Origin of the sequence: Hydrogenophaga sp. SNF1 (assembly GCF_034421675.1) — a bacterium.
In the GTDB taxonomy this organism is placed as follows: domain Bacteria; phylum Pseudomonadota; class Gammaproteobacteria; order Burkholderiales; family Burkholderiaceae_C; genus Hydrogenophaga; species Hydrogenophaga borbori.
Genome location: NZ_CP139793.1, coordinates 1,285,585 through 1,299,033 on the forward strand (window position 1 = coordinate 1,285,585; position 13,449 = coordinate 1,299,033).

Consider the following 13,449-nt stretch of genomic DNA (forward strand, 5'->3'; position numbering starts at 1 on the left):
GCGTATCCGATATTGTCCTAGATGAAACGCCGAGTAAGTCCACGGAGCCGCCATCGCGTTATGCCGTTGAATCGACAACCATGAAACAACCCATTCGTTTTCTGCGCGTCAGCTACCTCGGCGGACCGAACATCTGGACCTACCGCCCGGTCCTCGAGAGCTGGATCGACATCGGTGAGCTGGAGGACTACCCCTCGCACCTGCTGCCCGGCCTGTACGAGCGCCTGACGGCCTGGCTGCCTGGCCTGATCGAGCACCAGTGCGGCGTGGGCGAGCGCGGGGGCTTCCTGCAGCGCCTGCAGGAAGGCACCTGGGCCGGCCACATCCTCGAACACGTGGTGATCGAGCTGCAGAACCTGGCGGGCCTGCAGACCGGCTTCGGCCAGACACGCAGCACGCCGGTGCGCGCCGTCTACAAGATGGTGTTTCGCGCCCGCGACGAGCGGGTGGCGCGGCGCGCGCTCACGCTGGGGCACGAACTGCTGATGGCCGCCATCAACGACAGCCCCTTCGACGTGGCCGCCGCGGTGCACGAGCTGCGCGAGCTGGTCGACGACCACTGCCTGGGTCCCAGCACGGCGAGCATCGTCGACGCCGCGACCGGCCGCCGCATCCCGCACATCCGCCTGAACGACGGCAACCTGGTGCAGCTCGGCTACGGCGCGCGCCAGCGCCGCATCTGGACGGCCGAGACCGACCGCACCAGCGCCATCGCCGAGAGCATCGCCAGCGACAAAGACCTGTCCAAGCGCATGCTCGCCGCCTGCGGCGTGCCGGTGCCCGAGGGCCAGGTGGTCGAGAGCCCGCAGGCTGCCTGGGAGGCCGCGCGCGACATTGGTCTTCCGGTGGTGGTCAAGCCCACCGACGCGAACCACGGCCGGGGGGTGTCGCTGGAGCTGATGCGCCAGGAAGACGTGGAGGCGGCGTTCGTCGTGGCCGACGCCGAAGGCAGCGGCGTCATGGTCGAGCGCTTCGTGCGCGGCCTGGAGCACCGCCTGCTGGTGGTGGGTGGGCGCGTGGTGGCCGCCACGCGCGGCGACGAGGCCTGGGTGACGGGCGACGGCCGCAGCAGCGTGCGGCAGCTCATCGACAGCCAGATCAACAGCGACCCGCGCCGCGGCCTGAACGAGGAATTCCCGCTCAACGCCATCCACCTCGACGAGTACCCCGCCATGGCGGTCGAGCTGCAGCGCCAGGGCCACACCATCGACAGCGTGCCGGCCGCCGGCCAGCGCGTGCTGATCATGCGCAATGGCAACCTCTCGGTGGACTGCACCGACGAGGTCCATCCGGACGTTGCCCGCGTGGTGGCGCTGGCCGCGCGTGTCATCGGGCTGGACATCGCCGGCGTCGACCTGGTCGCGCAGGACATCTCGCGCCCGCTGGCCGATCAGGGCGGCGCCATCGTCGAGGTCAACGCCGGCCCCGGCCTGCTGATGCACCTCAAGCCCGCCGTGGGCCAGCCGCGGCCGGTGGGGCGCGCCATCGTCGACCACCTCTTCGTGCCCGGCGATTCGGGCCGCGTGCCGGTGGTGGGCGTGGCGGGCAGCCGCGGCACCACTGGCATCGCGCGCCTGGTGGCCTGGCTGGCCTCGCTGAGCGGTCCGCAGGTGGGCCTGGCGTGCAAGGCGGGCCTGTTCCTGGGCCGCCGGGCGCTGCAGCACGGCGATTTTTCCAAGGCCGGCGCGGCGCGCCGCCTGCTGATGAACCGCGGCGTGCAGACGGCGGTGTTCGAGAACGACCCGCTGACCATCGTCAACGAAGGCCTGGCCTACGACCGCTGCCAGGTGGGCGTGGTGACCGACGCCTCGGGCAGCCCCGCGCTGGCGGCCTGCCACATCCGTGAGGTCGAGCAGCTCTTCAAGGTCATGCGCACCCAGGTGGACGTGGTGCTGCCCGATGGCGCGGCCGTGCTCAACGCCGCCGACCCGGTGGTGGCCGAGATGGCGCCGCTGTGCGACGGCGATGTCATCTTCTACGCCGAGGACCCCGAGCTGCCGGTGCTGGTGGAGCACCTGGCGCAGTACCGCCGCGCGGTCTTCCTGCGCCAGGGCGACCTCGTGCTCAGCGACGGCCAGCAGGAGCATGTGGTGGCGTCGCTGGCCCAGGTGTCGCTGGGCGAGGGCGTGGCCCCCGAAGACAAGACGGCGGTGCTGCTCGCCTCGCTGGCGGCGGCCTGGGCCCTGGACATTTCGCCCGCGCTCATGGCCGCCGGCCTGCGCACCTTCGCCCGCGAAGCCCCGATCGCCCACGCCCCCGTTCGGCGCGAGCCCGCGGCGCAGCCGTCCCCCGAATCCCTTGCCGAGAAGAGCCTCTGATGGAACTCACCCGCATCCGGGCCCTGCGCGGCCCCAACCTCTGGACCCGCCACACCGCGATCGAAACCGTGGTGCACTGCGGCGACAACGAACGCGCCCTGGCCAGCCTGCCGGGCTTCGAGGCGCGCCTGCGCGAGCAGTTTCCGCACCCGGGCGCGCTGCACAGCGCCGGCGGCTCGCTCTCGCTGGCCCACGTGCTGGAAGTGGCCACGCTGTCGCTGCAGGCGCAGGCGGGCTGCCCGGTCACCTTCAGCCGCACCTCGGCCACCCTCGAATCGGGCGTCTACCAGGTGGTGGTGCAGTACAGCGAGGAGGCCGTGGGCCGCCGCGCGCTGGCGCTGGCGCATGGGTTGATCGAGGCGGTGCTGCGCGGCGAATCCTTCGATCTGACCGCCGCCGTGGCCGAGCTGCGTGAACTCGACGAGGACGAGCGCCTGGGGCCGAGCACGGGCTCCATCGTCCATGCGGCGGTGGCGCGCGGCATTCCCTACCGGCGCCTGACCACCGGCAGCCTGGTGCAGTTCGGCTGGGGCAGCCGCGCGCGGCGCATCCAGGCGGCCGAGGTGGACCGCACCAGCGCCGTGTCCGAATCCATCGCCCAGGACAAGGAGCTCACCAAGCGGCTGCTGCAAGCCGCTGGCGTGCCCGTGCCGCAGGGCCGGCCCGTGAGCGACGCCAACGACGCCTGGGCCGCCGCGCTCGAGATCGGTCTGCCGGTGGTGCTCAAGCCGCGCGACGGCAACCAGGGCAAGGGTGTCACCGTGAACGTGACGGCGCGCGAGCAGCTCGACGCCGCGTTCCAGACGGCGGCCGACTATGGCGAAGTGCTGGTCGAGCGCTACCTGCCGGGCAGCGACTACCGCCTGCTGGTGGTGGGTGATCGCCTGGTGGCGGCCGCGCGCCGCGATCCGCCGCAGGTGGCCGGCGACGGCGTGCACACGGTGCGCGAACTGGTGAACATCGTCAACGCCGACCCGCGCCGCGGCGAGGGCCATGCCACCGCGCTCACCAAGATCCGCTTCGACGACATCGCCCTGGGCTGCCTGGCCGTGCAGGGCCTGCAGGCCGACAGCGTGCCGGCCAAGGGCCGCCGCGTGGTGCTGCGCAACAACGCCAACCTGAGCACCGGCGGCACCGCCACCGACGTCACCGACGACGTGCACCCCGAGATCGCCGCGCGCGCCGTGGCGGCGGCGCAGATGATCGGCCTGGACATCTGCGGCGTGGACGTGGTCTGCGAGACCATGCTCAAGCCGCTGGAAGACCAGGCCGGCGGCATCGTCGAGGTGAACGCGGCGCCCGGCCTGCGCATGCACCTCTCGCCCTCCTACGGCCATGCGCGCGACGTCGGCAAGGCGGTGATCGAGGACATGTACCCCGATGGCGGCGACGGCCGCATCCCCGTCGTGGCCGTCACCGGCACCAACGGCAAGACCACCACCGTGCGCCTGATCGCCCACCTGTTCGCGTCCAGCGGCCTGCGCGTGGGCATGACCAACACCGACGGCGTCTACGTCAACGGCCACCAGACCGACAGCGGCGACTGCGCCGGCCCGCGCAGCGCGCGCAACGTGCTGGCCCACCCCGACGTCGACGCCGCCGTGTTCGAGACCGCGCGGGGCGGCGTGCTGCGCGAAGGCCTGGGCTTCGACCGCTGCCAGGTGGCCGTGGTCACCAACGTGGGCGCGGGCGACCACCTGGGCCTGAACTACATCACCACGGTCGAGGACCTGGCGGTGCTCAAGCGCGTCATCGTGCAGAACGTGGCCGAGACCGGCTACGCCGTGCTCAACGCGGCCGACCCCATCGTGGCCGACATGATCCACAACTGCCCCGGCGAGGTGATCTACTTCGCGCAGGACCGCCAGCAGCCCGTCATGGCCACGCACCGCGCCCAGGGCCGCCGCGTGGTCTACGTGGACAGCGGCGCGGTGGTGGCCGAGCAGGGCGGGTTCAGCGAGCGCTTCGAGCTCTCGGGCATTCCCATCACGCGCAACGGCCAGATCGGCTTTCAGGTCGAGAACGCCATGGCCGCCATCGCGGCCGCCTGGGGCGCGGGCCTGGCCTGGGACACGGTGCGCCGCGGCCTGGCCAGCTTCCACAACGACGCGCACAACGCGCCCGGCCGTTTCAACGTGATGGAGTACCGCGGCGCCACCGTGATCGCCGACTATGGCCACAACCCGGACGCCATGCGCGCGCTGGTGCAGGCGGTGGAGGCGCTGCCGGCGCAGCGCCGCTCGGTGGTCATCAGCGGTGCCGGCGACCGGCGCGACCAGGACATCCGCGAGCAGACGCAGATCCTGGGCAAGGCCTTCGACGAGGTCGTGCTGTACCAGGACGCCTGCCAGCGCGGCCGCGCCGACGGCGAGGTGATCGGCCTGCTGCGCGAAGGCCTGGCGGGCGCCCCGCGCGTGCGCGAGGTGCTGGAAATCCGGGGCGAGTTCAACGCCATCGACGCCGCGCTGGAGCGACTGCAGCCCGGCGACCTGTGCCTGGTGCTGGTGGACCAGGTGGAGGCGGCGCTGGCCCACCTGCAGATGCGCACGCGGCAGGAAGCGGTCGTGCCGGCCTGAAACCGAGGGTTCTGACCAGATCGCACGCCCGAGCGGTGCCGCACGCAAGGCCTCCACACCGTGGAGGCCTTTTTTATGTTTGCCTGATGGGGGTGCCGTGCCCCGAACCTCGGTCGGCGCGGCGCCACTCAGACGCCGTTCGCCCGGCTGCCGGCGAGCGCGCCGTGGCACCGTGCTTCGGCGATGGCTGTCACACCTTCAGGAGGGTTTCATGCAGGCATTCACCCACGCGGTCAAGGGGGCCTTCGGGCATGGCCCGGTCTTCACCGATACACCGACCACGGCGCGGGCCGTGGCTGGCGCCGACAGCCACCCACCACCCCGCCATGCTCCGGTCACCGAACCCCAGGCGGGTGGAGTGCAGGCGGTGGACGCCGTGCTGCGGGCCCAGTCCGGGTTGGGCGCCGTGCGCTTCGGGCGGGGCGGGCTGAGCCTGGACATGGCCTACCGGGCGTCCACGACCGACGGCTCGGTGGGGCAACAACCATGATCCATTCGCTTCCCGCCCACCCCGATCCCGTCATCGAAGGCGCGATCGCCGCGTCTTGCCAATCCCTGGCCGGCATGGGAACCCTGCTCGAACACTGCGCGGACGCGCTGCAGTCCGGCCACAGCCCGGGTGACCTGCGTGGCATGAACCATGAAGACTACGAGGCCCTGTACGCGGTGGCGATGCAGCTCTACGAGGCCGGCGACCACGAGCGCGCCCTGCCCGTGAGCCTGGCCCTGGTCGCGCACGAGGCGCGCTCGGTCAAGTACAGCTACCTCGCGGGCCTGTGCCTGCAGAAGCGCCAGCGCTACCGCGAAGCGGCGGTGATGTACCTGCTGGCCCTCGGCCAGGACGCCACCCACGCGCCGTCGGCCTTCCGCATGGGCGAGTGCTGCGCCGCGCTGGGCGAGACCGAGTCGGCCCAACAGGCCTATGAGCACGCCGTGGCGCTGGGCCGCTGCGACGAGCGATACCACCATTTGCAGTCCGAGGCGATGGCGCGGTCGCGGCGCTTGAGCTAGTTGGGGGGCGTGCTTCGCGCCCGTGCAACGCGTTTCGCCGGCTTGTGCCGGCCCTTCTCGCCAGGGTGGTGCCCATGGCGTCGTTTCTTCATCAGCCCCCATGCAAGCCAAAACACAGTCCATTCCGACCAACAAGGGCCGGTCCCGGTCGCCGGTCGCGGTCTCCGCAGGCCCGGCCCTGGAGGACGCGGCGTCAATGGATGTCGACCCCCCAGAGCCCTCGGTGCTCTGCCCCGCTGCCGCGCGCACCGACGTGCAACCGGAGGCCATCGCCGCCGCGGTGCAGAGCGTCGCGCGGTCACCGCTGGCCCTGGGGTCCGGCGCCGAGGCCAGTTCCGATTCCAGCACCGACTCTGAAGCGGCGGCGGGCCATCGATCCTGGACAAACATCGCCAAGGCGATGCTGTTCGGCGGCCTTGTCGGCCCGGGCATGGCCGCACTGATCGCTTACCTGGGTTTCTACGACGACCACGATCTCTTTCTGGTCCAGCACCTGCCGGCGTCCCTGTGCACGGGCATCCCGCTGGGTGCGGCCGCCGTTGGCGCGGCCAGAGCGATGTACGAGTACCAGTTCAACGAGTGGACGCCCCAGGCCCCTCACAGCTTCTGCTGAAGGACCCTCCGCAAGGCGTGCACACCAGCAGCTTCATTTTTTTGGGAGTCATTTCATGCAATCAGCCAGCAAGGCTGCCGGCCGGCGCAAGGTGCCGTCGGACCTGAGCGCTTCATGGCCGGGCGGTTCCGTGCCAGGGGACGGCTTGGACGATCAGCGCCAAACCCGCTTGGAGACGGAGCCGCCGGGGACTGAGCCGCAAGACACGGGCGAGCCGGTGCCAGAGCTGGTGGTGCAGGTTCAGACCAAGTTGAATCGCCCTGCGCTGCCCGAGGCGCCGCTGGACGTGGGCGCCGAAGGGCCGGGCGGGTGGTGCGAGCGGCTGAGGGGGGGCGCAGGCGTGGCCGCGGGGGCCGTGGCAGGTACGGCGGCGTTCGTTTTCCTGGGGGTGCCTCTGATCCTGAACGGTGAACTGGATCCGGGCGCGATTGCCGGGCGGGTGGCCGGGAGCCTGGCCGGTGCCTTCGGCATCGGGGTGCTCACCAGGGTGGCGGAAAAAATCATAGGGCCGCATTGCCTCTAGCCGCCCTCAGGGTGCCTGGCGTTCGAGCGCTCGCACCTTCACCAAGCCCGTCGACAGCGCCGTGCCGCACACGATGACCAGGCCGCAACCCACCATCCAGGCGCTCACCATTTCGCCCAGGAACACCGCGCCGTAGACCAGGGCGAACACCGGGATCAGGAACGTCACGGTGAGGGCCTTGGCTGGCCCGGCGCGTTCGATGAGGTGGAAGTAAAGGATGTAAGCAATGGAGGTGCACAGCACGGCCAGCGCCACCACGGCCGTCCAGGCGCCCGCGCTCACCGGCTGCGAGGGCCAGAGCCAGGCCATGGGCAGGGCCAGCGCCAGCGCCGCGCCGATCTGGCTGCCGCTGGCCGAGGCCAGCGGGTCCACGCCCGACAGGTAACGCTTGGTGAAGCTGGCGGCAATGCCGTAGCAGAGCGTGGCCAGCAGGCAGGCGCCCATGGCCACCAGCGACATGACCGAGCCTTGCGCGCTGGTCGCGCCGCGCGCGTCCACGCCCGACTTGCCCAGCACCAGCAGCGTGACGCCGACGAAACCGATCACCAGCCCCAGGATGCGCGAGCCACCCGGTCGGTCCTTCAGCCAGAGCCAGGCCACCAGCGCGCCGGTGAGCGGCACCGTGGCATTCAGGATGGCCGAGACGCCCGTCGGGATGTGCAGCACCGCGAACGAAAACAGCAGGAAGGGCAGGCCGGAATTGAGAAGGCCCACCAGCAGGATGGGCCGCCAGCGCGCGCGGAAGTCGGCCCAGACGGCGGCCTTCAGGAACATGGGCAGCAGGCACAAGGCCGCGATGCCCACGCGAAGGCCCGCCGTGGGCACGGGCCCGAACTCGGCAGCGCCCAGGCGCATGAACAGGAAGGACGCGCCCCAGAGGGCGGCGAGCGCGACGAATTCGAGCAGCAGCAGGGGGGTCATGCGGGCATGGGGATGGGTAGGGGGGCAGGCCGCCCGGTGGCTTCGAGCCGCAGCAGGGCCTGTTTGCGCGGCAGTCCGCCAGCATAGCCGGTGAGCCCGCCGCGCGCGCCCAGCACCCGGTGGCAGGGCACCACGACGCTGAGCGGGTTGCGGCCCACGGCCGCGCCGACGGCGCGCACGGCGTTCGGTGCGTCCAGCCGGCGGGCGAGTTCGCCATAGCTCAGCGTGTGGCCGGCCGGGATGGCGCACAGCGCCCGCCAGACGGCGGTCTGGAAGGGCGTGCCGAAGGACAGGTCGAGCGGCAGGTCGAAGGCCAGCCGCCGCGCGGCGAAGTGGTCGGCGAGCTGGTGGGCCGCCTCGCGCAGCACAGGGTGGTGCGGGTCGGGCCGCCACGACGCGACCAGGGCCGGCTCGGGCGCGTAGCGCTGGTCGTGGAACCAGGCGCCGGCCAGGGCGTGTTCGGTGGCGGCCAGTCGCAGGGGGCCCAGGGGGGTGGCGATGGTGGTCTGGATGAGGGTGTGGGGCAGTTTCATGGCGAATCCGTGGCGGGGGTGGGGGGAGGGGCCGCGCGGTAGAGGCCGGCCCAGGCGCGCAGCACGGCGTAGCTGCGCCAGGGCTGCCAGGCCCGGGCCAGGGCCTCGCAGGCGCGTTCGCGCTCGCGCGGCGTCCCGCTCAGGCCCAGGGTGTTGTGCAGGGCGATGTCGGCCGCGGGCCAGGCGTCGGGCCAGCGCAGCGCGCGCATGGCGATGTATTGGGCCGTCCAGGCGCCGATGCCTGGCAGGGCGGTGAGCGCGCGCGTGGTGGCGGCCAGATCGGCGTGCGGGCCCAGGTCCAGTGCGCCGTCGGCCACGGCGCGCGCCAGCGCCTGGATGGCGACCTGGCGCTGGCGCACGATGCCCAGCGTGCCGAGGCCCTCGCCGCTGGCCTCGGCCAGCGCCTGGGGCGTGGGGAAGAGGCGGTTGAGCGCCGGGTCGGGGGTGTCCAGCGGCTCGCCGAAGCGCGCCACCAGCCGCCCTGCCAGGGTGCGCGCGGCGGCCACCGTGACCTGCTGGCCCAGCACGGCGCGCACCGCGAGCTCGAAGCCGTCGATGGCGCCGGGCACGCGCAGGCCGGCGCCACCGGGGAAGTGCGTGCCCAGCACGGCCTCGATGGCGTGCGGGTCGGCGTCCAGGTCGCACAGCGCGCGCACGCGCCAGATCAGCGTGGGCAGGGCGGGCAGCAGGCCGTCGCTGGCGTGCAGCCAGACGCGGTGGCGCTCGGGCTCGAAGCGCAGGCCGAACCAGCCGGTGTGCGCGCCCGAGGGCGTGTGCAGGCGCAGCGTGCGCCAGTAGCGCCCGGCGGCGAGGTCGGTCGCGTCCACCCCGGGCAGGCGGCGGGCGTCGAGGAACGCCAGCAGCGGCGCCACGTCCAGCGGCGGACGCCACCCCAAAGCGATGGCCTGGCTGCCCGCTTCGCCGCTGCCGCCGCGCCGGCGCATGGCTGTGGGGCTCAGGCCGTAGCGCTCCAGCAGTGCGGCGTTGAATCGGCGAAGGCTGGCGAAGCCGCTGGCGGCGGCCACGGCGGACACGCTCAGGCGCGTGTCGGTGAGCAGCTGCTTGGCCGCGAGCAGGCGGCGCGTGTGCAGCACCTGCAGGGGCGACACGCCCAGCCGGGCCTCGAACACGCGGCGCAGGTGGCGGTCGCTCACGCCCAGCCGGGCGGCCAGGCGCTGCATGGCGGGGCCGTCGTCGCCGGTCCACTGGGCGGGGTCGTCCAGCAGCCGGCTGGCGTGCTGCACCAGCAGCTCGCTGGCGTCCTGCGTCGACCAGGCACGCGACAGCGGGGCCAGCTCGGGGCGGCAGCGCAGGCAGGGGCGAAAGCCCGCGCGCTCGGCCTGGGCCGCGTGGTCGAAGAAGCGGCAGTTGGCGCGCCGCGGCGTGCGCACCGCGCAGACCGGGCGGCAGTAGATGCCGGTGGAGGTGACGCCGGTGAAGAAGCGGCCGTCGAAGCGGGCGTCGCGCGCGCACAGCGCGAGGTAGCGGGCGTCGTCGTCGGTGGCGGTTCGGGTGTCCATGGCGGCCATGGTAGGCCCGCGTGCGCCGGCCGACCCGCCGTTTCCGGACATGATCCTGTAACAGGGGGCCGGCACCCCGCTTCCTACAATGCCCGCTTTGCCATCACCTCACGGGAGCCCCTGCATGCAAGTGTCCGCCTCCATCTTCAAGGCCTACGACGTCCGAGGCGTGGTGCCGAGCACGCTGGACGAGCGCGTGGCCGAAGCGCTGGGCCTGGCGTTCGGCACCGTGGCGCGCCGCCAGGGTGAGCGCACCGTGGCCGTGGGCCGCGACGGGCGGTTGAGCGGACCGGCGCTGTCGGCCGCGCTGATCCGCGGCCTGGTGGCGGCCGGTATCGACGTCATCGACGTCGGCATGGTCACCACGCCCATGCTGTACTTCGCCGCCGCCACGCTGTGCCACAGCGGCATCCAGGTCACCGGCAGCCACAACCCCAAGGACTACAACGGCTTCAAGATGGTGCTGGGCGGCCGGGCCATCTACGGCGAGGACATCCAGGCCCTGCGCCAGCTCATCGAGCGCGACGGCGGCGAGCGCGCCGAGGGCGGTCGGGTGCGCCACGTCAACGTGGCCGGCCCCTACCGCGACCGCATCGTGGGCGACGTGAAGCTCGCGCGGCCGATGAAGATCGTGGTGGACTGCGGCAACGGCGTGGCCGGCGCCTCGGCGCCCGCGCTGTTCCGCGCCCTGGGCTGCGAGGTGATCGAGCTCTTCAGCGAGGTCGATGGCAACTTCCCCCACCACCACCCCGACCCGAGCAAGCCCGAGAACCTGCGCGACGTGATCCGCGCCCTGGCCGAGACCGACGCCGAGCTGGGCCTGGCCTTCGACGGCGACGGCGACCGCCTGGGCATCGTCACCAAGGACGGCCACAACATCTTCCCCGACCGCCAGATGGTGCTGTTCGCGCGGGACGTGCTGTCGCGCGTGCCGGGCGGCGCCATCGTCTACGACGTCAAGTGCTCGCAGCGCCTGGGCCCGGCCATCGAGGCCGCCGGCGGCGTGCCGCACATCTACAAGACCGGCCATTCGCTGATCAAGGCGCGCATGAAGGAGCTGGACAGCCCGCTCGGTGGCGAGATGAGCGGCCACATCTTCTTCAAGGAGCGCTGGTTCGGCTTCGACGACGGCAGCTACGCGGGCGCGCGCCTGCTGGAGATCCTGAGCCGTCACCCCGACGCCAACGCCGTGCTCAACGGCCTGCCCACCAGCCACAGCACGCCCGAGCTCAACGTGGCCTGCGCCGAGGGCGAGCCGCACGCGGTGGTCAAGGCGCTGGTGGACCTGGCGCGCTTCGAGGCGCCGGCGCGGGTCTCCACCATCGACGGGGTGCGCGTGGACTGGCCCGACGGCTTCGGGCTGATCCGCGCCTCCAACACCACGCCGGTGCTGGTGCTGCGCTTCGAAGGCCAAACGATCGAGGCGCTGCACCGCATCGAGGCGACGATGCTGGACCTGCTGAAGCAGGCCAAGCCCGACGCCGTCGTGGGCGCGAGCGCGCATTGACAAATATGAACACCCCCGCGGCGCTTCGCGCCACCCCCTCAAGGGGGCAATGCCAGCGGCCCGGCAAAGCCGGTTCCGCGGCATTTCCCGATGAGGGCACGCATGGCTGAGGATCTGCTCAATGACGTGACCGTGGTGCTGGTCACGTTCCACAGCGCCCATTGCCTGCCCGCGCTCGACGGCCTGCTCGCCCACTGCCCCCACGTGGTGATCTCCGACAACGGCAGTGGCGACGGCACGCCCGGGCAGGCGCGCGCGCGCTGGCCGCGCGCCACGGTGCTGGAGCATGGCCGCAACCTGGGCTTCGGCACGGCCAACAACCGCGCCATCGCGCGGGTGAAGACGCCCTTCGCCTTCCTGCTCAACCCCGATTGCGAGGTCACGCCGGACGGCCTGCGCGAGCTCGTGCGCGCCGCGCAGGCGATGCCCGAGGCCGCCGTCGTCGCGCCGCAGCTGGAAGGCGCGCCGGGCCGGCCCGACGTGAACTACCGCTGGCCCAGCACCCTGTGGCCCTCGCGCGGGCCCGGCGCCGAAGGGCCGGCCTGCGTCGGCTTCGTGGTCGGTGCGGCCATGCTGCTGCGCCTCGAGCGTTTCGAGGGCGTGGGCTTTTTCGACGAGCGTTTCTTTCTCTACTATGAGGACGACGACCTCTGCCTGCGCCTGTTCCAGCACCAGCGCCCGCTGGTGGTGTGGCCCGCCGTGACGGCGGTGCACCGCGCGCGCGGCTCCGTCAAAGGCAAGGCGCCGTGGAAAAGCGAGTACCTGCGCGGCTACCACCACGCGCAGTCCAAGCTGATCTACACGGCCAAGCACCGCTCGCCCGCGCAGGCGCGGCGGCAGCGCTGGAGCGTGCTGCTGGGCACCACGGTGGCGCTGCCGTTGCGCGCCATCGCCTGGTCGCCGCGCCTGCTGGCGCGCATGGCGGGCCGCTGGATGGGGTTGGCGCGCTGGCGGCCTTAGCGGCCGGCGTGGGGCCTCAGAAGGCGTTCCAGATCCGCAGGCGCAGCTTGTCCCAGGCGCGCCGCCAGCGCGGCCGCTCGCGCTGACGCCGCAGCACGGCGGCCAGGCTGCCGGCGCTGCGGATGTCCTCGGGCGCGCGCAGCTCGGGACGCTCCCGAAACCAGCGTTCCACGACCTCGGGGGCCCATTGCCCGGCGGTGAGCTGCACGCGACCCCATTGCTTGGGGCGGTGGTAGATGTCCTTGCCGGCGTACAGGCGCGCCAGGTTCTTCTGGCGATCGCGGTACTTCGGCTTGTTGAGGTTCTGGTGCGAGAAGCGCTCCAGCTTCTTTTCGATCATCTCCATGCCGCCCAGGTAGCTGAAGTGCCAGCCGGCGTCGGGGATCACCACCTCGCGCATCGATTGCCTCAGCGCCTTGTCGTTGCGCAGGTCCTCGGGCGTGTGGCGCAGGGCATCGGCGCCACTGACGGCGATGGCCTTGCGCCAGAAGGGCTCCGAGATCATGAGGTAATCGCAGTAGAAATAGAGCATGAGCTGCTCAAAGACCTGAACCTCGCCCGCGGGCACGGGGCCGATCTTCTCCGGCCGCAGGATCTCGTCGACATCGGCGATGACCACCACGTCGCCGTCGGCCGCATCGGCATAGCCCTGGCGCAGGGCATCGCGCTGGCGGCGCTCGCGGTCCCAGGCCGTCTTGCAGCCCGCGAAGCTGTCCTCGCTCAGGGGGAGGTAGCGGATCTTGGACATGGCCCAGCCGAAGCGCGCCGGGTCGAAACTCAGGGCCTTGGCGTGCCCAGCGAAGGTCAGCGCGGCCTCGACGATGACGAAGACATCGACGCGGTCCCAATGCGCGCGCAGCCTCAGATCCAGGCAGTCTTCGCCGTCGTAGGTGAAGCAGTCGTAGACCCTGGGCGCGGCGCCAGGATCCCGGGGGTCAAAGAGCGGCAGGCTCATGGGAAGGGCCGT

The 13,449-nt window shown here is 72.0% G+C and carries 12 protein-coding genes; 8 read left to right on the forward strand and 4 right to left on the reverse strand.

From position 1 onward, the window contains the following. The first annotated feature begins 80 nt into the window (after nt 1-80). The 6 genes from cphA (SOM08_RS06310) (at nt 81) to SOM08_RS06335 (ending at nt 7,041) form a co-directional block, all read left to right on the forward strand. Nucleotides 81-2,318 (forward strand): cyanophycin synthetase, encoded by a 2,238-nt coding sequence (gene cphA, locus SOM08_RS06310; RefSeq protein WP_322470314.1) that lies wholly within the window; start codon nt 81-83, stop codon nt 2,316-2,318. After that, a complete protein-coding gene (gene cphA, locus SOM08_RS06315; RefSeq protein WP_322470315.1) occupies nt 2,318-4,894 on the forward strand; it encodes a cyanophycin synthetase in 2,577 nt (858 codons plus the stop codon). The genes cphA (SOM08_RS06310) and cphA (SOM08_RS06315) overlap by 1 nt, the downstream gene beginning before the upstream one ends. Nucleotides 4,895-5,105: 211 nt before the next feature. Beyond that, on the forward strand, nt 5,106-5,384 hold the full coding sequence (locus tag SOM08_RS06320) for a hypothetical protein (RefSeq protein WP_322470316.1): 279 nt from the start codon (nt 5,106-5,108) through the stop codon (nt 5,382-5,384). Further along, the gene (locus SOM08_RS06325) at nt 5,381-5,905 is read left to right on the forward strand and encodes a CDC27 family protein (RefSeq protein WP_322470317.1); all 525 of its coding nucleotides are present in this window, start codon (nt 5,381-5,383) and stop codon (nt 5,903-5,905) included. Before SOM08_RS06320 ends, SOM08_RS06325 begins: the two co-directional genes overlap by 4 nt. A 100-nt stretch (nt 5,906-6,005) precedes the next feature. Continuing rightward, on the forward strand, nt 6,006-6,518 hold the full coding sequence (locus SOM08_RS06330) for a hypothetical protein (protein ID WP_322470318.1): 513 nt from the start codon (nt 6,006-6,008) through the stop codon (nt 6,516-6,518). 55 nt (nt 6,519-6,573) lie between these two features. Beyond that, complete coding sequence (locus SOM08_RS06335; protein WP_147326184.1) at nt 6,574-7,041, forward strand: hypothetical protein; 468 nt, start codon at nt 6,574-6,576, stop codon at nt 7,039-7,041. 6 nt (nt 7,042-7,047) lie between these two features. Here SOM08_RS06335 and SOM08_RS06340 read toward each other — a convergent pair whose 3' ends face one another. From SOM08_RS06340 to SOM08_RS06350, 3 genes are read right to left on the reverse strand one after another with little or no spacing between them, the layout of a single operon-like run. Then, a complete protein-coding gene (locus SOM08_RS06340) occupies nt 7,048-7,962 on the reverse strand; it encodes a DMT family transporter (RefSeq protein ID WP_116958131.1) in 915 nt (304 codons plus the stop codon). Further along, the gene (locus SOM08_RS06345; RefSeq protein ID WP_116958130.1) at nt 7,959-8,495 is read right to left on the reverse strand and encodes a methylated-DNA--[protein]-cysteine S-methyltransferase; all 537 of its coding nucleotides are present in this window, start codon (nt 8,493-8,495) and stop codon (nt 7,959-7,961) included. The genes SOM08_RS06340 and SOM08_RS06345 overlap by 4 nt, the downstream gene beginning before the upstream one ends. After that, nucleotides 8,492-10,015: an Ada metal-binding domain-containing protein gene (locus SOM08_RS06350; protein ID WP_322470319.1), complete on the reverse strand. Its 1,524-nt coding sequence runs from the start codon at nt 10,013-10,015 to the stop codon at nt 8,492-8,494. The genes SOM08_RS06345 and SOM08_RS06350 overlap by 4 nt, the downstream gene beginning before the upstream one ends. A 124-nt stretch (nt 10,016-10,139) precedes the next feature. Between SOM08_RS06350 and SOM08_RS06355 the strand changes: the two genes are divergently transcribed. Together SOM08_RS06355 and SOM08_RS06360 are read left to right on the forward strand one after the other, a co-directional pair. Continuing rightward, nucleotides 10,140-11,522: a phosphomannomutase/phosphoglucomutase gene (locus SOM08_RS06355; protein WP_116958129.1), complete on the forward strand. Its 1,383-nt coding sequence runs from the start codon at nt 10,140-10,142 to the stop codon at nt 11,520-11,522. Nucleotides 11,523-11,624: 102 nt separating this feature from the next. After that, nucleotides 11,625-12,482, forward strand: coding sequence for a glycosyltransferase family 2 protein (locus tag SOM08_RS06360; protein WP_322470320.1), 858 nt, complete (start codon nt 11,625-11,627; stop codon nt 12,480-12,482). 16 nt (nt 12,483-12,498) lie between these two features. On the opposite strand, the gene SOM08_RS06365 is transcribed toward SOM08_RS06360, so the two are convergent. Beyond that, nucleotides 12,499-13,437, reverse strand: coding sequence for a hypothetical protein (locus tag SOM08_RS06365; RefSeq protein ID WP_322470321.1), 939 nt, complete (start codon nt 13,435-13,437; stop codon nt 12,499-12,501). Nucleotides 13,438-13,449: the final 12 nt, after the last annotated feature.